Source organism: Pseudoruegeria sp. HB172150, assembly GCF_013184805.1.
GTDB lineage: Bacteria > Pseudomonadota > Alphaproteobacteria > Rhodobacterales > Rhodobacteraceae > Psychromarinibacter.
Genome location: NZ_JAATNG010000001.1, coordinates 357,967 through 377,635 on the forward strand (window position 1 = coordinate 357,967; position 19,669 = coordinate 377,635).

The 19,669-nt window shown below is 65.8% G+C and carries 22 protein-coding genes; 1 reads left to right on the plus strand and 21 read right to left on the minus strand.

The annotated features are described in order from the left end of the window. Positions 1–19: 19 nt before the first annotated feature. The 17 genes from HCO70_RS01705 to ruvC form a co-directional block, all read right to left on the minus strand. Positions 20–628 carry an MOSC domain-containing protein gene (locus HCO70_RS01705; protein WP_172292479.1) on the minus strand — a complete coding sequence of 203 codons (609 nt, stop codon included), beginning with the start codon at positions 626–628 and terminating at the stop codon, positions 20–22. Positions 629–737: 109 nt separating this feature from the next. Continuing rightward, on the minus strand, positions 738–2,654 hold the full coding sequence (gene ftsH, locus HCO70_RS01710; protein WP_172292481.1) for an ATP-dependent zinc metalloprotease FtsH: 1,917 nt from the start codon (positions 2,652–2,654) through the stop codon (positions 738–740). A 121-nt stretch (positions 2,655–2,775) separates the two neighbouring features. Beyond that, the gene (gene tilS, locus HCO70_RS01715) at positions 2,776–4,026 is read right to left on the minus strand and encodes a tRNA lysidine(34) synthetase TilS (RefSeq protein ID WP_216665227.1); all 1,251 of its coding nucleotides are present in this window, start codon (positions 4,024–4,026) and stop codon (positions 2,776–2,778) included. Continuing rightward, positions 4,023–4,871, minus strand: a complete 849-nt coding sequence (ybgF, locus tag HCO70_RS01720) for a tol-pal system protein YbgF (protein ID WP_371742139.1) — start codon at positions 4,869–4,871, stop codon at positions 4,023–4,025. Before ybgF ends, tilS begins: the two co-directional genes overlap by 4 nt. A gap of 16 nt (positions 4,872–4,887) precedes the next feature. Then, positions 4,888–5,397 carry a peptidoglycan-associated lipoprotein Pal gene (pal, locus tag HCO70_RS01725; protein WP_172292485.1) on the minus strand — a complete coding sequence of 170 codons (510 nt, stop codon included), beginning with the start codon at positions 5,395–5,397 and terminating at the stop codon, positions 4,888–4,890. Between the two features lie 92 nt (positions 5,398–5,489). After that, complete coding sequence (gene tolB, locus HCO70_RS01730; RefSeq protein ID WP_172292487.1) at positions 5,490–6,818, minus strand: Tol-Pal system beta propeller repeat protein TolB; 1,329 nt, start codon at positions 6,816–6,818, stop codon at positions 5,490–5,492. Positions 6,819–7,281: 463 nt separating this feature from the next. Further along, positions 7,282–8,487 (minus strand): hypothetical protein, encoded by a 1,206-nt coding sequence (locus HCO70_RS01735; RefSeq protein WP_172292488.1) that lies wholly within the window; start codon positions 8,485–8,487, stop codon positions 7,282–7,284. 6 nt (positions 8,488–8,493) lie between these two features. Beyond that, positions 8,494–8,976, minus strand: a complete 483-nt coding sequence (gene tolR / locus HCO70_RS01740; protein ID WP_172292490.1) for a protein TolR — start codon at positions 8,974–8,976, stop codon at positions 8,494–8,496. Between the two features lies 1 nt (position 8,977). Next, complete coding sequence (gene tolQ / locus HCO70_RS01745; RefSeq protein WP_172292492.1) at positions 8,978–9,646, minus strand: protein TolQ; 669 nt, start codon at positions 9,644–9,646, stop codon at positions 8,978–8,980. 114 nt (positions 9,647–9,760) lie between these two features. After that, positions 9,761–10,147 (minus strand): YbgC/FadM family acyl-CoA thioesterase, encoded by a 387-nt coding sequence (locus HCO70_RS01750; protein ID WP_172292494.1) that lies wholly within the window; start codon positions 10,145–10,147, stop codon positions 9,761–9,763. Positions 10,148–10,216: 69 nt separating this feature from the next. Further along, positions 10,217–11,566, minus strand: a complete 1,350-nt coding sequence (locus HCO70_RS01755; protein WP_216665228.1) for a YihY family inner membrane protein — start codon at positions 11,564–11,566, stop codon at positions 10,217–10,219. A gap of 48 nt (positions 11,567–11,614) precedes the next feature. Beyond that, on the minus strand, positions 11,615–12,295 hold the full coding sequence (locus tag HCO70_RS01760; protein WP_216665229.1) for a cupin domain-containing protein: 681 nt from the start codon (positions 12,293–12,295) through the stop codon (positions 11,615–11,617). Between the two features lie 122 nt (positions 12,296–12,417). Next, positions 12,418–12,900 (minus strand): bacterioferritin, encoded by a 483-nt coding sequence (locus tag HCO70_RS01765; RefSeq protein ID WP_172292497.1) that lies wholly within the window; start codon positions 12,898–12,900, stop codon positions 12,418–12,420. A gap of 116 nt (positions 12,901–13,016) precedes the next feature. Then, positions 13,017–13,640: a hypothetical protein gene (locus HCO70_RS01770; RefSeq protein ID WP_172292499.1), complete on the minus strand. Its 624-nt coding sequence runs from the start codon at positions 13,638–13,640 to the stop codon at positions 13,017–13,019. 186 nt (positions 13,641–13,826) lie between these two features. Continuing rightward, positions 13,827–14,855, minus strand: a complete 1,029-nt coding sequence (gene ruvB / locus HCO70_RS01775; RefSeq protein WP_172292501.1) for a Holliday junction branch migration DNA helicase RuvB — start codon at positions 14,853–14,855, stop codon at positions 13,827–13,829. Positions 14,856–14,859: 4 nt separating this feature from the next. Beyond that, the gene (ruvA, locus tag HCO70_RS01780) at positions 14,860–15,522 is read right to left on the minus strand and encodes a Holliday junction branch migration protein RuvA (protein WP_172292503.1); all 663 of its coding nucleotides are present in this window, start codon (positions 15,520–15,522) and stop codon (positions 14,860–14,862) included. Further along, positions 15,519–16,025 (minus strand): crossover junction endodeoxyribonuclease RuvC, encoded by a 507-nt coding sequence (ruvC, locus tag HCO70_RS01785; protein WP_172292505.1) that lies wholly within the window; start codon positions 16,023–16,025, stop codon positions 15,519–15,521. Before ruvC ends, ruvA begins: the two co-directional genes overlap by 4 nt. 331 nt (positions 16,026–16,356) lie before the next feature. Between ruvC and HCO70_RS01790 the strand changes: the two genes are divergently transcribed. Further along, on the plus strand, positions 16,357–16,569 hold the full coding sequence (locus HCO70_RS01790) for a DUF1127 domain-containing protein (protein ID WP_172292507.1): 213 nt from the start codon (positions 16,357–16,359) through the stop codon (positions 16,567–16,569). Between the two features lie 86 nt (positions 16,570–16,655). On the opposite strand, the gene HCO70_RS01795 is transcribed toward HCO70_RS01790, so the two are convergent. The 4 genes from HCO70_RS01795 to msrA form a co-directional block, all read right to left on the minus strand. Then, complete coding sequence (locus HCO70_RS01795) at positions 16,656–16,955, minus strand: hypothetical protein (protein ID WP_216665230.1); 300 nt, start codon at positions 16,953–16,955, stop codon at positions 16,656–16,658. Positions 16,956–17,531: 576 nt separating this feature from the next. Next, positions 17,532–18,413, minus strand: a complete 882-nt coding sequence (locus tag HCO70_RS01800; protein ID WP_172292511.1) for a 50S ribosomal protein L11 methyltransferase — start codon at positions 18,411–18,413, stop codon at positions 17,532–17,534. Positions 18,414–18,460: 47 nt separating this feature from the next. Further along, the gene (locus HCO70_RS01805) at positions 18,461–19,009 is read right to left on the minus strand and encodes a sugar O-acetyltransferase (protein ID WP_253913085.1); all 549 of its coding nucleotides are present in this window, start codon (positions 19,007–19,009) and stop codon (positions 18,461–18,463) included. Continuing rightward, positions 19,006–19,656, minus strand: a complete 651-nt coding sequence (gene msrA, locus HCO70_RS01810) for a peptide-methionine (S)-S-oxide reductase MsrA (RefSeq protein ID WP_172292513.1) — start codon at positions 19,654–19,656, stop codon at positions 19,006–19,008. The genes HCO70_RS01805 and msrA overlap by 4 nt, the downstream gene beginning before the upstream one ends. Between the last annotated feature and the right edge of the window lie 13 nt (positions 19,657–19,669).

Sequence of the window (19,669 nt, forward strand, 5' to 3'; positions counted from 1 at the left end):
GGGGCGGATCGGCGCGCGGTTATTCGGCGGCTTCCGGAACCGTCGCCTGCAGCGGCGCCCAGATCGGCTGCGTCGGGATGAACAGGGCGACCTCGTCACCGACCTTCACCATGCCCTCGCGCTCAACCCAGGCGGTCAGGCCGCGGCGGTTCTCGGCGGCGGGCTTGAAGCCCTTGCCGTGACCGGGATGCACCTTCTCGATCTCCTGCGCCGGGAAGATGCAGGGACCGTTCTCCAGATCCACCGTCAGTGTCGCGCCGGACGGCAGCTGCAGCCGCGACGAGGGCGGAATATGCGAGAAGTCCGGAATGCCCTCGACCACCATCGAGGCGCCAAGCAGCACCGGGTCGAGGCTGTCGAGCCCGATCTCGGCGGCGATGCCGGCCAGTTCCTCGGCCGACAGGATCGAAAGCTGGCGCGCGTTGCGGATCGGCGTGTCGCGCGGATGCAGCATCGAGAAGCGAGAGCAGCAGGGGCGGGTGGCGCCGCCATGGGCCTCGCCCTCGAACCCGTCGAGCGTCGCCATGACCTCCTGTAAAGCCTCGGCACGCAGGCTGGCGTCGCGGTCGGGTACGCGGCCAAGCCAGCTGATCTTCGCGGTAAAATCGGAACGGACGAGCGCGGCCATGGCGGGATTCCCTTGTCGGATGCTGCGCACAGTCTGCCAAGCAATTCCCGCGCAGGCAATCGCAACCCGGCAAAGAAAAACCCCGCGCCGGGGCGCGGGGTTCCGAAGGTCAGGTCGGTTCCGGCAGACCGCCGTCGCCCGATGGCTTGGGCTTCGGCTTGGTCTTCGGAATAGAGGTGACGCTGGCGGTCCCGCCCTGGTCGGGCGTGTCGCCGTCGTCATCGCCGCGGTTCAGCGGTTCTCCCGCGATCACCTTGGTGATCTCGTCGCCGGTCAGCGTCTCGTATTCCAGCAGGCCCTGCGCCAGCCGCTGCAGATCCTCGTTCTTCTCGATGAGGATGCGCTTGGCCGTTTCGTAACCTTCGTCCACCAGTTCCTTCACCTTGGCGTCGATGCGCTTCTGCATGTCGTCAGAGTGGTTGGTGCCGCCGCCATAGGCGCCGAGATAGGACTGCTGCTCGTTCGCGTAGTCGACATAGCCCAGCTCTTCGGCGAAACCGAACTGCGTCACCATCGCGCGGGCGATCTTCGACACCTGCTGGATGTCCGACGCCGCGCCGGAGGTCACGTTCTCCTTGCCGAAGATCAGTTCCTCGGCCACGCGCCCGCCCATCGCCATGGCGATCTTGGACTTGTACTTGGTCAGCGTCACCGAAAGCTGGTCGCGCTCCGGCAGGGACAGAACCAGACCCAGGGCACGGCCGCGCGGGATGATCGTCGCCTTGTGGATCGGATCGTGCTGCGGGACGTTTAGGCCGACGATGGCGTGGCCCGCCTCGTGATAGGCGGTCAGCTTCTTCTCGTCGTCGGTCATGACCATGGACCGGCGTTCCGAGCCCATCATGACCTTGTCCTTGGCGTTCTCGAAATCCTCCATCGTGACGAAGCGCCGGCCGACGCGGGCGGCCATCAGCGCCGCCTCGTTCACCAGGTTCGCCAGATCGGCGCCCGAGAAGCCGGGCGTGCCGCGCGCGATGATGCGCAGGTCCACATCCGGGCCCAGCGGCACCTTGCGGGCATGCACGCCAAGGATCTTCTCGCGGCCGCGGATGTCCGGGTTCGGCACCTGCACCTGCCGGTCGAACCGGCCGGGGCGCAGCAGCGCGGGGTCCAGAACGTCGGGACGGTTGGTCGCGGCGACGATGATGATGCCTTCGTTGGCCTCGAAACCGTCCATCTCGACCAGCAGCTGGTTCAGCGTCTGCTCGCGCTCGTCATTGCCGCCGCCATAGCCGACGCCACGCGACCGGCCCACGGCGTCGATCTCGTCGATGAACACGATGCAGGGCGCGTTCTTCTTCGCCTGCTCGAACATGTCGCGCACGCGGCTCGCACCGACACCCACGAACATCTCGACGAAGTCGGAACCGGAGATGGTGAAGAACGGCACGCCAGCCTCGCCCGCGATGGCACGTGCGAGCAGCGTCTTACCAGTGCCCGGGGGGCCGACCAGCAGCGCGCCTTTCGGGATCTTGCCGCCGAGGCGCGAGAATTTCTGCGGGTTGCGCAGGAATTCGACGATCTCTTCCAGTTCGTCCTTGGCCTCGTCGATGCCGGCGACGTCGTCAAAGGTGACACGTCCGTGCTTTTCCGTCAGCAGCTTGGCGCGGGACTTGCCAAAGCCCATCGCGCCGCCGCGGCCGCCGCCCTGCATCCGGTTCATGAAATAGATCCAGACGCCGATCAGCAGCAGGAACGGCAGGAAGGTCATCAGGATGGTCTGGAAACCCGACTGCTCCTGCGGTTCGGCCGTCACGGTGACGTTGTTGTCCAGCAGCTTGTCGGTGATGTCCGCGTTGTCGGGGCGGATCGTGACGTAGTCCTGCCCGTCATTGGTGCGGAACAGGATGCGTTCGCCGTCCAGCCTGACAGAGCTGATATCCCCGTCCTCGACACGCTCGACAAAATCGGAATAGCTGATCGAGCGGGTGGTCATGGTGGATTGACCGCCCGAGAACAGGTTGAATAGCGCCAGGATCAACAGAAACAGTACGACCCAAAACGCGATGTTTCTGGCGTTGCCCAAAAAATGGTCCTCCAAGATTGGCCCGCAGGATACCGCGGACCTGCTGATCTAAAATAGGGATCGGGGCGCGATCTTCAACGCAAAAGGAGCTTCCTTGCGGCAATCCGCGCCACCAATCGGCTCAGGCGGAGCGGATTGATGCGATAAAACGGTTACTGTCGTCCTGCGGTGACCAGCGCCAGCTTTCCCGCGCGCCGGAATCGGCCGGATCGGCGAAAGGACAGGCGGTGAGTCTGTCTCCTCGCCAGAGCGATGGAGCGGCCAGCATCGAGCGGCGCGGGATCGTGCCGTCCTTCCACGCCGGATCAAGCTGCAGCAGACCGGCTTCGCCCGTGGCGCGGATCGTCGCGTCGTCGCCATGCGGCCCTTCGGCGGTCCAGCGGTTGTCCCATTTTTCCCGGCTGGGCACCGGATCAGACACCGCCGCGAGTTCACGGCCAATGCGGAGGCCGCCCGGGTCCATGGCAAAGGTGCAGCCCTGCAAGGTTGCCGGGCCGGGCAGGGCGGACCAGTCCGCCTGTACCAGCCGCATCAGCGAGGCAGAGCGTGGGGCGTGCTGGGTCCCGGTCAGAAACCGGATGGCGGCGGTCAGTGTGCGGCGGCGGAATTCCGCTGTCAGGCCGTCCCAGCAGGTTGTTTCGACGACGAGATCGGGGCCGTCCAGCCGCCACGAACCGGACAGGCGGCGTTCCAGTTCAAAACCGAGGTCGCGGCGAGTCGCGGCGAGATTGGCGACGGACCGGGCGATCTGATCGTCGGGCAGGTCAAGCGTGGCAAGCGCCTTGCGGATGCGCGCGCGGTCATAGGCGGTGTTGTCGTTGGTCGGGTCTTCGATCCAGGCAATGCCGCGGGTGCGGAGTTCGGTGCGCAGGGCGTCGCGGGAAATCTCCAGCAGCGGGCGGTGGAAGGTCACGCCATCGGTTTCGAAAGTGGGCCTCATGCCGCATAACCCGTCGAGGCCCGCGCCGCGCATCAGTCCGAGAAAGAAGCTTTCGACATTGTCGTCGCGGGTGTGGCCGGTGGCGCAATGGGCCACATCGTTCGCCACACACCAGGCGGCGAGGGCCGCGTAGCGCCCCTTGCGTGCCTCTTCGGAAAGGTTGCCGGCGCCGTCCCACCGCCAGCGCAGCACGTCATGCGGGACGTTCAGGGTGGCGGCGATGTCGCCCACGGTGCGCGCCTCTTCCGCCGCTTCGGGGCGAAGGCCGTGATCGACGGTCAGTGCCACGACATCCGCGAAACGGTCGCGCATCAGGCAGAGCAGCGCCAGCGAGTCGCCGCCGCCCGACACCGCCACGGCAATACGGCCCGGTCCGTCGGGGCAGGTCATTTGGAAATGCGCCGAAACCGCCTGTTCCGGCGTCGGCGTCATTGGCAGCGAAGCGACTGCGCCTGTCCCACGGCCGTCTGCGCCTGTGGCGAGGACGGGAAGCGCGCGCCAATCTGGGTCAGCATCACGCAGGCTTCGTCCACCTGGCCAAGCTGGCTGAGGGATGACGCGAGCTTGAGCAGCGCGTCGGGCGCATTGGGGCCGTCGGGGCTGCCCGAGAAGCTGGCGAGATAAGCGCGCCCTGCATCGGCGGTCTGGCCAAGCTGGGTCAGCGCCTCTCCGCGCAGATAATGCGCCTGTGCGTTCAGCGGGCCGCCGGGATAAGTCTCGGTGAATGATTGGAACTGTGCCGCCGCCTGCTGGTAGTCGCCGGAATCGTAAACGGCGCGGGCGGCGTCGAAATCGGCCTGCTCGCCCATCGCCATCTCGGCTCCGGCGGGAAGCGTCGTTTCGGGCAGCGGCGTGACCGATGGCATTTCGGCTGCGCCCTGCACCTCACCACCCAAGGTCGGCGTGTCACCAAGGCTGCCGATGTCGCAATCCGCCTCCAGCTCGCAGAGCCGGAATTCCAGGTCGCCAATGCGGTTGGTGCCGTCCTCGACCACGCTGTTGATGCGCAGCTGCATTTCCTCGGTCTTCGCCGTCATCCGGCGCAGCTCTTCCTCGATGCGGTCCATCCGCTCGATGGCGGTGCTGCCGCCGAGGCTGGCCACCGGCGCGCCGGTGGTCGACAGCTCCCGCTTGAGCCGCTGCAGCTCGACATAGAGTACCGACAGTTCCTGCCGGATATCCGCCAGCGTCGCGCTGTCCTGCGCCGCCACCGGTTTCGCCACCGGCGCCAGCGCGAGCGCCAGGGCCAGAACCGATCCTTTCAACCACCCCTGCACGGCAGCCTCCGTTCGTTTAGCTGATGGGTCCGGCGCTCAGTACCGTCACGGAGCGGCGGTTCTGGGAATAGCACGCCTCGTCCGAGCAGATCTCGATCGGGCGCTCCTTGCCGTAGCTGATTGTGGTCAGCCGGTTCGGCGCCACGCCGCGCGACACGAGGTATTCGCGCACCGCGTTGGCGCGCCGTTCGCCGAGGTTGAAGTTGTAGACCCGGGTGCCCTGCTCGTCGGCATGGCCCTCGATGGTGGCGGTGTATTCCGGGTTGTCCGTCAGCCACGTCGCCTGACCCTGCAGCACCGACTGCGCCTCTGCGCTCAGCGTGCTCTGGTCGACCGCGAACAGCACCCGGTCGCCGATGGTCTGGTTGAAATAGGCCGGCGAGGACGGGTTCGTCGCATCGGCATAGGCGTTCGGATCGAAACCGCCGTTCACGTCGCCGGCACCTTCGCCGAACCGGTCGGGGTTGGAACAGGCTGCCAGGGCGACCAGGGCGAGAGAGCCGAGGGCAATCCGGATGGGGGTCATTTTAACGGGCCTCTTGTGGGTCGTTGTTGCTCGATGCGAGCGTGATTAGCATCATATTAAGGCTTTGGGAACGAATTCGCCACTGCCCGTCCTCATTGCAGAAGCGGCGACCATGCCGGGTCCGACGCGGCGCCCTCGGTGGGCACCCGGCGCAGGTTGCGGCCGCTGATATCGACCGAGTAGAGCGAGGCACTGCCCTCGGCGCCCTGGCTTTCGCGGGTGAACATGATCACGCGGCCATTCGGCGACCAGGTGGGGCTTTCGTCAAGGAACGAGGCCGTGAGCAGGCGCTCTTCGGACCCGTCCGTGCGCATCACGCCGATGTGGAACCGGCCGTTGTTCTGCTTGACGAAGGCGATCATGTCGCCGCGCGGCGACCAGACCGGCGCGCCATAGCGGCCGGCGCCGGCGCTGATCCGCGTCGCCTCGCCGCCGCCGGCGGGCATGATGTAAAGCTGCTGCGTTCCGGACCGGTCGCTTTCGAACACGATGAAACGTCCATCCGGAGACACGCTGGGCGAGGTCTCGATCGACGGCGCATCGGTCAGCTGGCGCTTGGCGCCGGTGGTCAGATCCAGCTCCCAAAGGTCCGAATTGCCGCCGCGGGCCAGCGAATAGATCACGCGGCGCCCGTCGGGGGTAAAGGACGGCCCCACCGACATCGCGCCCGCCTCCTGCTCAAGCGCCTGCCGGGCAACGGTGTTGACGTCAAGGATGTGGATGCGCGGGCTGCCGGTTTCGTAGGAGGTGTAAAGCACCCGCTCGCCATTGGGCGAAAAGCGCGGCGCCAGCACGATGGAACTGCTGTCGGTCAGGTATTCGACATTGGCGCCGTCGTAATCCATCACCGCCAGCCGCTTGCGGCGGGCATCCTTCGGACCGCTTTCGGCAACGAAAACGACGCGGCTGTCGAAATAGGGGCCCTCACCGGTGATCCGCGAATAGACGGTGTCGGCGACACGGTGCGCCATGCGGCGCCAGCTGTCCTGGCTGGCGACGAACTGCAGCCCGTCGCCCATCTGGTTCTCCGAGAACACGTCGAACAGGCGGAACTTGACCACGACCTTGCCGTCGGCGGTGGTGCTGACGGCGCCGGTGATCAGCGCCTGCGCGTTGATCGCCTTCCAGTCCGCGTATTGCACCGGGCTCTGGAAGCTGGTGATGTTGGAGATGTAGGCCTCTCGCGGGATCTCGCGGAACAGGCCCGTCCCGGTCAGGTCGGAGGACACAACCTGGCTGATCTGCGCGGCCAGCCCCTCGGCCCCGGCATTCTCCGCCACGAAAGACGGGATCGCGAAAGGCAGCGGCTCGATGATGCCCTCGTCGATGGTGATCCGCAGCGGCTCGCGCGCCTGCGCCTCCGCCTTGGCGGACAGGCCGGCCAGCGCCAGCGAAAGGGCCAGAAAAAGGAGCCGGGTCATATGATCCTCATCCTCTCAGGATTGAATGTCATTTCTGTGTGTTTCCAGTCCAGGTGCTTTTTGCGCGGCAAGGGATAAGCCCGACCGCTACACCGCAGGATAGCACGGCGCGCCACCACGAATTTGTCGGCTGCGGCGTCTTTCCTGCCATCCCTGTAGCCTGTCATCGTGATCGCGCCTGCCTTCGGTGTGCCGTCCCGGTTCACCCCGAACGTGCCAACGACGGTAGTGCGCACTGCGTTTGAGGAAAGCGCTTCGCGTTTCCGGTATGGTTCGGTCGCCAGTGCGACGCCGTTTCGCTCCGGCTGCGCGGTGGCTTCGACGGGGGCGCATTCGATGCACTCTGCCCTTCCAGGCAACGCACAGTCACTGGCAGGCACAGCGAGTGCTACGTTCACCGCTCCGATTTCCGTCGGCAGTGATGCCGGACCGGCCATCGCCCATCGATATGCAGCGAGACAGCTCATTTCATCCGCATCCCGCTCGGATCGAAGGTCATCTCGATCTCGCGCCACTGGTCGAATTTCTCGGCCGGCAGCGGGAAGCCTCTGGAACCGCAGCGTATGATCGCGCGCCGCGCCGCCTCGAAGGCCCGCGCCGCCGCATCGCTGCTGCCGCCGCGCGAGTCCAGCATCCGGATGCTCGATGTATCCGGCGTCCCGTCGCGGTTCATCGACACCGAAACGACCACCGTGGTCTGCAACGCCTCCGTGGACAGCGAGCCGGTGTTCCAGCATTGCTGAACTGCAACGCGCAGGCCCTCCTTCTCGCTGCTCGACATCGGCGGTCCGGCAGGTGTGGTCGGCGCGGCTTCCGTTGGCTCGTTCAGCGCGTCATCGACGGCTCCCGCGATGGCGTCGGCCAGCGGATCGGTTTCCGGGGCTTCAGGCACGGGGTCCTCCGCCGGTTCCTCGGCGGGCGGTTCAGGCGCGGTAGGGGCTCCCGGTGCCGGCTCGGGCTGCGGCTCGGGTTCCGGTTCGGGTTGCGCCGAGGCGGTAACAATCGGGCGCTGCGTCGGCACGGGGGAACGTTCCGGCGCCGTGGGTTTCTCGGCCTCGGTCACGATTTCGGTCGTGGCCTCCTCGGGCGCGGCATCCGGCTGTTCCTCTGCCACAACATCCGTGTTGGCGTCGGGCGAGACGCGCGGCGCGGGCGTGTCGGCGATCTCGGGCGCATCGGGGGCGTCGGGCACCGGGATCGGCGCCACGCGCGGCGCTTCGCGCGGCTGTGCTTCCTCGGCAAGGGGGGCGGGCTCGGGAAGGGGAATATCCTCCACCGGCGGGGTGATTTCCGGCGGCGGGGTGTCGGCGACCTCGGCCTCGGGCGCGGGCGGTTCCTCTACCGGAACCGGCGTGTCCTCGACGGTTTCGGGCTCCGCCACCTCGGGCGTTTCCTGAACCTCGGGCGGTTCGGAGGGGCGCACCTGCGGGGGCGGCGAGCTTTCGACCTCGGGCACGACCGGCGCGGGGACGTCGACAGTAGCATCCGGCTGTTCCTCGGTCGGAACCGCCTGCCGGGTCAGGGCGGCGTATTCCTCGGCAGAAACCAGCGAAACGTCAGCGGAATCGAACACCGGGTCGTCCGGCGCCGACTGCAGCAGCCCGCCGAACATCAGCCAGGCGAGGAGCAGGCCGTGACCTGCGCCGGATATGACCGTACCGGTATCCAAGGCGCGTCAGCCGTCCGATCCGTCCAGGGTCGGTCCGCCCTGCTCGGTCACCAGCCCGATGTTGCGGAACCCACCCGCGTTGAGGGCGCCCATCACCTGGGCGACCTGTGCGTAGGGAATGCTACCATCGGCGCGCAGGAAAATCTTGTCGCTCGTGCGTTCTGCCGCGATGGCACGAAGCTTGCCGATCAGTTCCTCAGGCGCCGTGGGCGTGGTCTGGATCATGATCTCGCCCTCGGCGGTGATCGTCACCGTCAGCGGTTCCTCTTGATCGACGGGCAGTGCCTCTGCGGCGGTTTCAGGCAGCTCGATAGGTACGCCCACGGTCAGGAGCGGGGCCGAAACCATGAAAATGATCAGCAGCACCAGCATGACGTCGACGAAAGGCGTGACGTTGATTTCGCTCATCGCGCGGCGCTTGCCGCGGCGGCGTCGGTCACGGCCGCGCCGTTCCGCGCCGCCCGACCCCTTGATGACACCCGCGCCCATCTCAGCTGTCCAGCTGGCGCGAGAGGATGGTGGCGAACTCGTCGGCGAAGGCCTCGTAATTGGCCACGATCGCGTCGCTGTCCGCCGAAAGCTTGTTGTACCCGACAACCGCCGGGATGGCGGCCAGCAGGCCCAGCCCGGTGGCCAGCAGCGCCTCGGCGATGCCCGGCGCCACGACCGCGAGCGAGGTATTCTGCTGCCCCGCGATCTCGATAAAGGCGCTCATGATGCCCCAGACCGTGCCGAAAAGCCCGACGAACGGCGCAGTAGACCCGACCGTGGCCAGATACGGCAACCCCTCGTTCAGCCCCTCGGCCTCCTTGTTGATCGCGACATCCATCGACCGGTCGATGCGCGCCTGCGCCCCCCGGATCAGCCCGCCGTCCTGCCGGTGCGACCGCCGCCATTCCAGCATCCCCGCGGCAAAGATCCTCTCCGACGACCCGTCCGGCGTCGGCCCGAGCTGTTCGTAAAGCTCATCCAGCGGCTCGCCCGACCAGAAACTCTCGTCGAACCGCGACTGCTCGCGCCGCGCCGCGCGGTAGGAAATGAGCTTGCGGATCATGATGGCCCACGACCAGAACGAGGCCACGAGCAATAGGATCATCACCAGTTGCACGACAAAAGACGCGCGCCAGAACAGCGCGAAAAAGGAGAAATCGGCTTCCATAGGTCCTGCTCTTGGTTCGGCCCGTGTTTGGTAAGGGCTCAGTTGAGCCCGTGTTTACCGGATCTCCGGGTGAAATGCCAAGAAAACCTATGAAGGAAAGACAAAGCCCCGTGATCAGCCAAAGGCTCGGCGAATATCTGCCGGAAGCCGCACGGACCGTCCCTGCAGCGTCATCGCGATCACCGTCACCTTCGCCGCGAACAGCAGATCCGCCCCCCGGTACACGTCCTGCGCCATCACCATCCGCGCGCCGGAGATCGACGAAACCGCGGTCTCCACCACCAGATCGTCCTGGAACTGCGCCGGGCGCAGGTAGTCCGCGTCGATATGCCGGACCGCCAGCACGACGCCGTCCCCCTTCATCGCCAGCTGGTCGATCCCCATCGCCTCCACCATCTCGCTCCGCGCCCGCTCGATGAACCGCAGGTAATTCGCGTGGTACACGATCCCGGCAAGGTCGGTGTCCTCGTAATAGACGCGGATCGGGAAACGGTGCGGCATCGGCGGGCCTTTCAGCGGTGCAGTGCCGCCCTCTCTAACCCAAGCTCCCGCCGCAGGCGAGGGGCGCGCCTAGTCCGGCGCCGTCCCCGTGATCAGCCGCGGCGCCCGGTCGCCGCCAAGCCCGGCGATGACATCGGTCAGCGGCGTGCCAAGGATGTCCGCCTCCGCCTCGTGCAGCTTCCTCAGCAGCGCGCGCACCGCCTCTGTCTCGCGGGTGCGCGCCGGCCGCGTTTCCGCCGGCCCCGAGGCGATCCCAAGCGACACGCCAAGGTCCGACGCCAGCTCCGCCAGGGTCGTCGACCGCAGGTCGCGCACCAGCGCGACACCGGCGGATTCGGTCTCGACAAGGTAGCCTGCCGTTCCCAGCATCTCGAACACCTCGCGCCGGCCCTCGGGCGGGGCCGCGGCCATCAGCGTTTCCTCGGTGATCGTCCCGCCCTTCTGCGCCTGCCGGTGCAGCGCGGCCAGCAGAGCCACCGCGGTTTCCAGCCGACGCCCCGGCTCGCGCGCGCCATTGGGCATCGCCTTTCGGCCGCGCCGCCAGTCCGGGATCGAGGCCGCCACGACCGCGCCCAGCACGATCACCATCCACGAGGCATAGACCCAGATCAGAAAGATCGGCACCGCCGCGACCGTGCCGTAGATCGTCTTGTAGGTGGCGCCGGAAAACAGGAAGGAGTTGAAGCCCCAGGCCAGCACGCCAAAGGCGATGGCGGCAAAGACGGCGCCGATCAGCGCGTGCCGCACCCGCACCGGCCGCGCCGGGACCAGCACGAAAAGCGTGGTAAAACCGAAGACATAGATCGCCAGCCGGACCAGTGTCTGGAACGCCGGCAGGCTGACAAGGCTGGGCGATTCCTCCGACACACCATAGGTTGAGGGCTGGAACTCCGCCGCCAGCTTTATCGCGTCCGAAGTCAGCGTCAGGCTCGCCGCCATCAGCAGCGGGCCAAGCGTCAGGATCGCCCAGAACACCAGGAAGCGCACGAAAAGCGGCCGCACCCGCTCCACCCGCCAGATCTGGTTCAGCGTCGACTCGATGGCCGACAGCAGCAACAGCGCGGTAAAGGCCAGCCCGACCACGCCCAGGGTGGTCAGGTCGCTGGCATTGTGGGTGAAGGAGGACAGGTGCTCTTTCAGCGCGGCGCCGGCTTCCGGCACGATGGCATCGAAGATCAGCGATTCCATCCGGTCCTGCGCCGAGTCGAAGGCGTTGAAGTTCGACAGGATCGAGAAGGCGATGACCAGCAGCGGCACCAGCGCCAGCAGGCTGGTATAGGTGAGCGCCGCCACGGAATTGTCGAGCCGGTCAGCGAAAAATCGGCGCATCGCGTATATCGTGAAATTCACGAGGTCCGCCACCCGGCCGTAAAGGCGGGACTGCCGGCAGGTTTCGATTGCGTCGCGGATCACGGGCATGTGGCTGAGTATAGCCGGTATTTCGCGGTTGATCAGGGGTGGTGGCGCCTAACACCTGCAAAGACAGGCGAAATTGCCGCAGTCGCGGGGCATGTCAGCAGCGGATCGGATCGGATCGGGTTCGGCGGGGCCGTGAGTGTGTTCCCACAGGTGGCCAAGGCGCTTGCGGCGGACCAGCGTGGTCTCGAAGAACGCGCCGCGCATCTTTTGCTTCACGTCGGGCATGTCGTGGTGATGGCCGGTGCCGATGGTCACGCAATCGCCCTTTGCGACCTCGGCAAAGGTGCCCGAGACCACTGCCGTCGCGGCGCCGTCCAGTATGAACCAATACTCGTCGTAGTCATGGTAATGGCTGTCCATGCGGGTGTGCTTGGCATAGGGCACCGGGTCGCCCGCGTCGCTTGGCTCCGGCTCGTTCTCGAGGGTCCAGATGCCGCAGCCGGCGATCTCGTCGCCCCAGGTGCCGGAGAGATGCAGGAATTCTGCGTCATCGGTGGTCGCCGCGACCCGCCAGTCATCGACACCCTCGTCGGCGTCCCAGAACTGCCCGGCGCGCAGGACCATGCTTTCCGTACCGGCGCTGATCTGGCAGCGACCGCGCGTGATCAGCAGCCGCTCGCGCGGATACTGGCGTTCCAGCGGCAGCGATGTGACCGGGCCCGGTGCGTGGATGGCAAAGCGGCGAAGCTCGCACCAGCCGGGCAGGGGATCGTCTTGGCGGTAACGCATCGGGCCTCCCGGCGTCGTCGTGACACTCACGGGCGCCACGCTGGCGGCATATGCCGCGCCGGGCAAGCCCGGATTGCGGGCGCCTGTCCTGCCGGGCGCCCGCCAGACGTCTCCGAAAACCGTCAGTCCGCGTTCATGTCATTGATCTGCATCGCGATATAGGCGGGCTCGCCCATCCGGTCGAGCAGCGACAGCTGCAGTTCCAGCCAGGACATGTGGCCTTCCTCGTCCAGCGCGTTGTTCTCGAACAGGCGCTGGGTGCCGATATCGCCCGCATCCATCGCGTCGCGGGAGGCCCTGGTGTAGAACGAGATCGCCTCCTTCTCATCTTCGAGGTCGGCGGCGAAAAGGTCCTTCAGCGACTGAGCGCGGCCCGCGACCTTGGCGGGTTTCATCTGCGGGTCGCCGCCAAGGAAGACGATGCGTTCGGCGAAGGATTCAGCGTGGCCCAGCTCCTCCTGCATCTCCTCGCGCATCTTGCTGGCCAGCTTGTCGAGGCCCCAGTCATCGGCGGTCAGCGCGTGCAGCATGTATTGCGTCACGGCGGACAGCTCCATTTCCAGCGCCTGCTGCAGGTTCTTCAGGCAATCGCTCTTGTCGGTCATGATGTCGTCTCCTCGTCAGATGTCCGGCAGCCGGTGCCACCGGACCGGTTTCGTTACCCCTTACCTATGGGGTGCATGTGACAGGACAACATCCCCCGACAACGCGTCGCAGGGGGTCAGCCGGCGGCTGAAAGCCGGGCGAACAGACGCAGCGCGTGGCTCGGATCCTGTGCCACGGCAGGCATCGACGGGTCGTAGGCGGCGGCGATCACGCCGGCGATGTCGGGGCGCAGGATCACCCGGTCTCCGGCGATGGCCAGCGGCGACTGGCTGGCAAAGGCGGTGTCGGACCAGAGCAGGATGCTCTGCGCCATCTGCGCCAGCGCCAGTTCCTCCGCCGGGACCTGCGACAGGGCGGCGTCCATCCGCAGGAAGACGAAGGCCGCCTTGATCGCGCCATCCGGCTCGAAGCGGAAGACGCGGTACTGGTTCGCGCCCTGCGCCACCAGTCTTTCCACCAGCGGATCCAGGTCCGGGATCATCCGGCCAAGATCGGGCACCGCCAGCAGCTCCTCCCAGTCGCGGAAGAAGAACACCATCAGGTTGGCGCCCAGTTCCGGGTCGGTCTCGGCCATCCGGTGCCCGGCCAGCGCCACCACCGCCTCGCAGGCGCCTTTCAGGATCTGGAGCGTCGCATCCTCGACGCCGAAGACGATCGGCGCGATCGGCCGCCCCCAGCGCGCGCAGAGGTAGGACCCGTCCGACCGGGTGAACAGCGCTTCCACCTCGGCCGGCGTCACCAGTACCGTCCCCAGACAGACGTTTGCGCTAACATGAACATTTTCAAGGGCTTGACCCCCCGTCCCCATGGGGACGCCTCGATTCCAGACCCGGCCAGTCCTACCGAACCGCCTCCCCGGGCGCCACCCCGCCCGCTTCTTCTGGTCTGAAATATCCCCGCCGGAGGCATGGCCCGCAGGGCCATTCTATTTCCCGAAAAGGTCCGACTGCCCCGGCTCCCGCGGCGCGTCGAGCCCCAGGTGCCGCCACGCCTTCGCCGCCAGCATCCGCCCCCGCGGCGTCCTCTGGATCAGCCCCTGCTGCAGCAGGTAGGGCTCGATCACCTCCTCCAGCCCGTCCCGGCTCTCGCTCAGCGCCGCCGACAGAGTTTCCACTCCCACCGGCCCGCCGCCGTAATTCTCGGCGATCATCCCCAGGTACCGCCGGTCCGCCCCGTCGAGACCCAGGTGATCCACCCCCAGCCGCGTCAGCGCCCCGTCGGCCACGTCCCGCGTCAGCCGCCCGTCCCCCTCGACCACGGCGAAGTCCACCACCCGCCGCAGCAGCCGCCCCGCGATCCGCGGCGTCCCCCGCGCCCGCTTGGCGATCTCGGTGACGCCCGCCGGCTCCGCCTCCACCCCCAGCATCCGCGCCCCCCGCGCGACGATATCGGTCAGCTCCTCGGGCGAATAGAACTGCAGCCGCACCGGAATCCCGAAACGGTCGCGAAGCGGAGTGGTCAGCAGGCCTAGCCGCGTAGTGGCGCCGACAAGGGTGAAGGGCTGCAGCTCGATCCGCACCGTCCGCGCGGCAGGCCCCTCGCCGATCACAAGGTCCAGCTCGAAATCCTCCAGCGCCGGATACAGCACCTCTTCGACTACCGGGTTCAGGCGGTGGATCTCGTCGATGAAGAGGACATCGCGCGCCTCGAGATTGGTCAGGATCGCAGCAAGGTCGCCCGCCTTGGCCAGCACCGGGCCGGAGGTCATCCGGAAGTTCACCCCGAGCTCGCGGGCGATGATCTGAGCAAGGGTGGTCTTTCCCAGCCCCGGCGGGCCGTGGAACAGCGCGTGGTCCATCGCCTCGCTCCGCCGCCGGGCGCTTTCGATGAACACGCGCAGGTTTGCCCGCGCTTCGGCCTGGCCGATGAAGTCGTCCAGCATCTGCGGTCGCAGCGCGCGGTCGAAATCTTCCGGCTGGCGCTCCGGGCGCAGGGTCGGATCGGGCTCGCTCATGCGGTCATCCCTTAGGCGCCAGCAGCTTCAGCGCCGCGCGGATCAGGGCAGAGGTTTCGGTTTCCGTCTGAGCCGCCTCGGCGACAGCGCTGGCGGCTTCTCCCGGCCCGTAGCCGAGGTTGGTGAGGGCACTCAGAGCGTCGGCCTGAGCCACTACGGTGCCGGAGGTTCGGGGCGCGGCGGGGCGTGATGCCGGGCTTCCAGTCTCGATGACTTCGGCGGGCGAGGCGGTCTCCGTGGGAAACGCGCTGCCCATCGCCATAACCGTGGGCGCCTTGTCTTTCAGTTCGTTCACGACGCGCTGGGCGATCTTGGGGCCGACGCCGGGCGCGGCCTTGACCGCGTTCCAGTCGCCGAGCGAGATCGCCCGACTGACGCCATCGGCGCTGAGTGTGCCAAGGATCGCCATCGACGCCTTGGCGCCGATGCCCTGGACCGACATCAAAAGACGGTGCCATTCCTTTTCGATCAGCGAGGTGAAGCCGAAGAGCTGCAACAGGTCCTCGCGTACGAGTAGGTCGGTGTAGAGTGCCACCGCTTCGCCGGGGCCGGGGAGAGCAGCGAGTGTGCGATCGGAAACGTGGACGATGTACCCGACGCCGCCCACGTCGATCAGCACGTGATCCGCGCCGCGATAGTCGAGCCGGCCGGCAAGCCGCCCGATCATGCGGCGCCCCGGCGGATCGCGGCGCTCAGGCGGCCTGCGGATTGCACGTGGTGGGCGTGGCAGAGCGCGATCGCCAGCGCGTCGGCCGCGTCCGGTCCCGCGATTTTGGCGCCCGACAGCTGCAGGCGCACCATGTGGTCGATCTGCTGCTTTTCGGCGTGGCCGACACCGACAATGGTCTTCTTGACCGTGTTCGGGGCGTATTCGCCAATGCTCAGCCCGGCCTGTGCCGGGACCAGCATCGCGATGCCGCGCGCCTGACCTAGTTTCAGCGTCCCGGCGCCGTCCTTGTTGACGAAGGTCTGTTCGACGGCGGCGGTGGCGGGAGCGTACTGTGCGACGATTTCGGTGAGCTGCGAGAATAGGCTGAGCAGGCGGACCGCGAGGTCGTCGCCCTCGGACCGGCAGACGCCGTTCGCAACATGCGCGATTCGACCGTTTTCAGCCTCGATCACGCCCCAGCCCATCATCCGGAGGCCGGGGTCGATCCCCAAAACGCGCATAAATGTCACCTGCTCACGATTTTGTTTGCAAATCGTTTAGCACGAAACGCGAACATCCGCCAAGAGCGCTTGTCCTGGCACTTACTGACGGGCGCGCGCGGAAGTTGTGAAACCTGTTTGTTCGCGGCGTTTCCAAGTCTGAACGCGACAGATTCGGAGCCGGATGCTCGCTTCTGCCAATCGGGCGTTTCAAAACTGCTCAAGACATGCGCAAATCGCATAGATGACATGCAATTCGGTCCCTTGCTCGCGACTGAATTCGCTTCTAGCTGGCATCCGACGACGCAATGACCGCGCCGCTGTTGACACGCCAATAGAAGGATAAATCCCAATGGCATCTTTTGACTCCGCCCGCCCCTCGGTCGACGGTCGCAGCACTGTGCGTCCGACCGGTTTCTTCGGCCAAATGGTCGGGATCTGCGCCGCATGGAACGATGCGCGCGTGACCCGCAATGCCCTGTCCCGTCTTTCGGACCACGAGCTCGACGACCTGGGTCTGAGCCGCGGTGATGTCGACGCAATTACGCGTCGCACCAACTACTAACACCGCTCACGATCTAAACGCCAAAAGGGCCGCGTTCCCCCCACGGAACGCGGCCCTTTCTTTGCACCCCCACGTGCAACCCCACCCTAGCGAATTGACCGAGTCACTCCTTCCACGAGCAGCTCGGATACCGGATCCAGAACCATGACCTTTGCCGCGATGCGTTCAAAGGTACCGCCCTGGGAGAGCTCGGCCATCTTGCCGCCATAGGCGACCGGACCAAGCTGAAGAAACAAAAAGATCTTGAAGGCGAACACGGCCAGCAGGAACAGAGCGATCTGTCTGACCGGCAGGCTCCGCCGATGTTGCCGCCGCCTGGCGATCTCGATCCCGTCGTGCCGAAAGCTTTCGACCGACTGGGCCTTGCGGATCGTAAAATTGGTCATCGGTAATGTCGTCAGGCTTGTCATTCTAATTCCGTTCGGCAGATCAGGCGGCGTCGAACGAGAGAGTTTTTCGGGTCGGAATGCGGCAGAAATGTGGCAATGAGCGCGATTTACCCCGTTTACGCCACATTCTGCGGGGAAGAGACGAAGTGACCCCAATAACTTGAAACAGTTGCATTACAAGTTATAGATTGTTTCCGGAGAGTAACGGCTCGATGCTGCAAGTAAATGTTCCGGTGGCAGAATCTCGATACGACACAATTTATGCGTGTGAAAAGAAAAGAACCGCGTCGCAAGCGACGCGGTCCAGTTAGAACGAAGAAAAGGGTAGCTGAAATTCAGTCCGAAGACGCGGAAAAGCTTATACTAGGAACCTTGTACGAAAGAGTGGGCCATTTCAGGTGCCATCGCGCGCTGCCCGACGATGAACACCACGCCGAAGGTGGCCAGGAGAATTGGTACAGTGAAGAACATCATTTACAGATTAACCAGTCTTGGTTGCGTCTCAGCGATGCCAAGATTGAAGTGAAATGTGGCAAGAATGGGGCAGGCCGCCCCAATCTCCGGTAAACTCCGTTAATTCCGGGTTACCCTCTGCAGAGTGAGCGTTGTCCAGTCGACAATCTCTTCGCGTGCCAAAAGATTGAACCCCGAGCGTGCATAAACCTCGATAACCTCATCGGCCTGGGGATTGAGAATCCCCGACAGAATCGCTTTTCCGCCCGGCGTCGTGACCGACGCGATATCCGGTGCCAGTGCGATCAGAGGACCCTTGAGGATGTTGGCGAAGACCAGACCGTAGGCAGCGGCCTGCTGCAGCGCCGGGTGATCGAGACCGGTAGCTTCGTGGCAGGCGACGCTGCCAGTCATGCCGTTCGCGGCAAAGTTCGCCTCGGCCACCTCTACCGCAACCGGGTCGATGTCGGAGGCGAGCACAGTGGTATCGGGCCAGATCTTCTTGGCGGCCATCGCCAGGACGGCAGTGCCGCAGCCAAGGTCGAGGACAGTTTCCGGCGCGTCACCCGCCTCGACCATGCGGTCGAGGGCACGCAGGCATCCGAGCGTTGTGCCGTGGTGGCCGGTGCCGAAGGCCATCGCCGCTTCGATCAGCAGAGCAATGGAACCTTCCGGCACCTTGTCGGCATCGTGGCTGCCGTAGACGAAGAAGCGGCCGGCAACGACCGGCGCCAGTTCCCGGCGCACCTTGGCGACCCAGTCGGTTTCGGGAAGCTCGGAAACGACGAATTCCGCGGCACCGAAGGCGGCCGTGAGCAGGGCGAGCGCGGCCTCGTCTGGCGGGTCGGTGAAATAGCCGCCGACCTCCCAGAGACCGGAGCCGTCTTCTATCTCGAAGACGCCGACACCTGTCGGTTCCGGCTCCAGCCGTTCCATCGCTTCGCCAAGCGCCTCGGCGCGGTCTCTGCCCCTCAGGGTCGTCAGTGCTGTGAATGTGGTCATTGCGTTGCGCTATTGCGGGGCCGCGCCTCCGTCAAGCGCCTGTCGTGTCAACCGATGGGTCTGGCCGGTACGCCGGCGAGCTTCGCGCCAGGGGCGACATCGCGGGTGACGACGGCACCGGCGGCGATCAGAGCACCGTCGCCGACGGTCACGCCGGGCAAGATGACGGCGCGACCGCCGATCCAGACATCCTCGCCTATGGTGACAGGCAGGGCGCGTTCCAGCCCCTCGCGGCGCTGGGCTGGAACGTGGTGGTGGTCGGCGCAGTAGACGTGGACGCCGGGGCCAAGCATGGTGCGCGCGCCGATTTTAACCCGGGCGGTGTCGAGGATCACGCAGCCGGTGTTCAGGTACGCTGCTGCGCCGATATGCAGGTTGATGCCGTAGGCGCAGTGAAACGGCGCTTCGATCATCGCGGTATCATCAATGGAACCGAGGACGTCGCGCAGTTGCGGCCCGCAGGTGCCGCGCTGAACCGGATGCATCGAGCCGTGCTCATGCACCGCCTCCCGCGCGGCACTGCGGAGCGCCTCGAGTTCGGGCGTCAGGCAGGAATACCATTCCCCGTCGCTGACGCCCGGCAGCGCGTTGGTCAAACGGCCAGCCCGATGGAGCAGGTCACGCCGGTCCCGCCAAGGCCGCAATACCCGGCCGGGTTTTTGGCTAGGTACTGCTGGTGGTAGTCTTCGCCGTAGTAGAACTCGGGTGCCGGTATGATCTCTGTGGTGACGTCACCGTAGCCGGCCTTTTTCAGGCGCGGGGCGAATTCGGCCTTGGTACGTTCGGCCGCTTCACGCTGTGCTTCGCTGTAATAGTAGATGCCGGAACGGTACTGCGTGCCCATATCGTTGCCCTGGCGCATGCCCTGCGTCGGGTCGTGGCCCTCCCAGAACAGCTTCAGCAGTTCCTCGTACGAGATTACGGACGGATCGTAGACCACGTGAACCACTTCGTTGTGTCCGGTTCGACCAGTGCAGACCTCTTCATAGGTTGGGTTCGGGGTGAAGCCACCTGCATATCCCGCCGCGGTCATCCAGACGCCGTCGGTCTGCCAGAACTTTCGTTCCACGCCCCAGAAACAGCCCATGCCGAACATCGCCTGTTCCATGCCTTCCGGAATCGGCGCCTTCAGGTCGCGGTCGAACACGAAATGCGTCCTGGCGGTCGGGATCGGGTCGGGACGACCGGGCAGCGCGTCACCAGCGCCGACCATCTCCATCTTTTTCTGCTTGAGCATGAACATCGCGTCTCTCCCT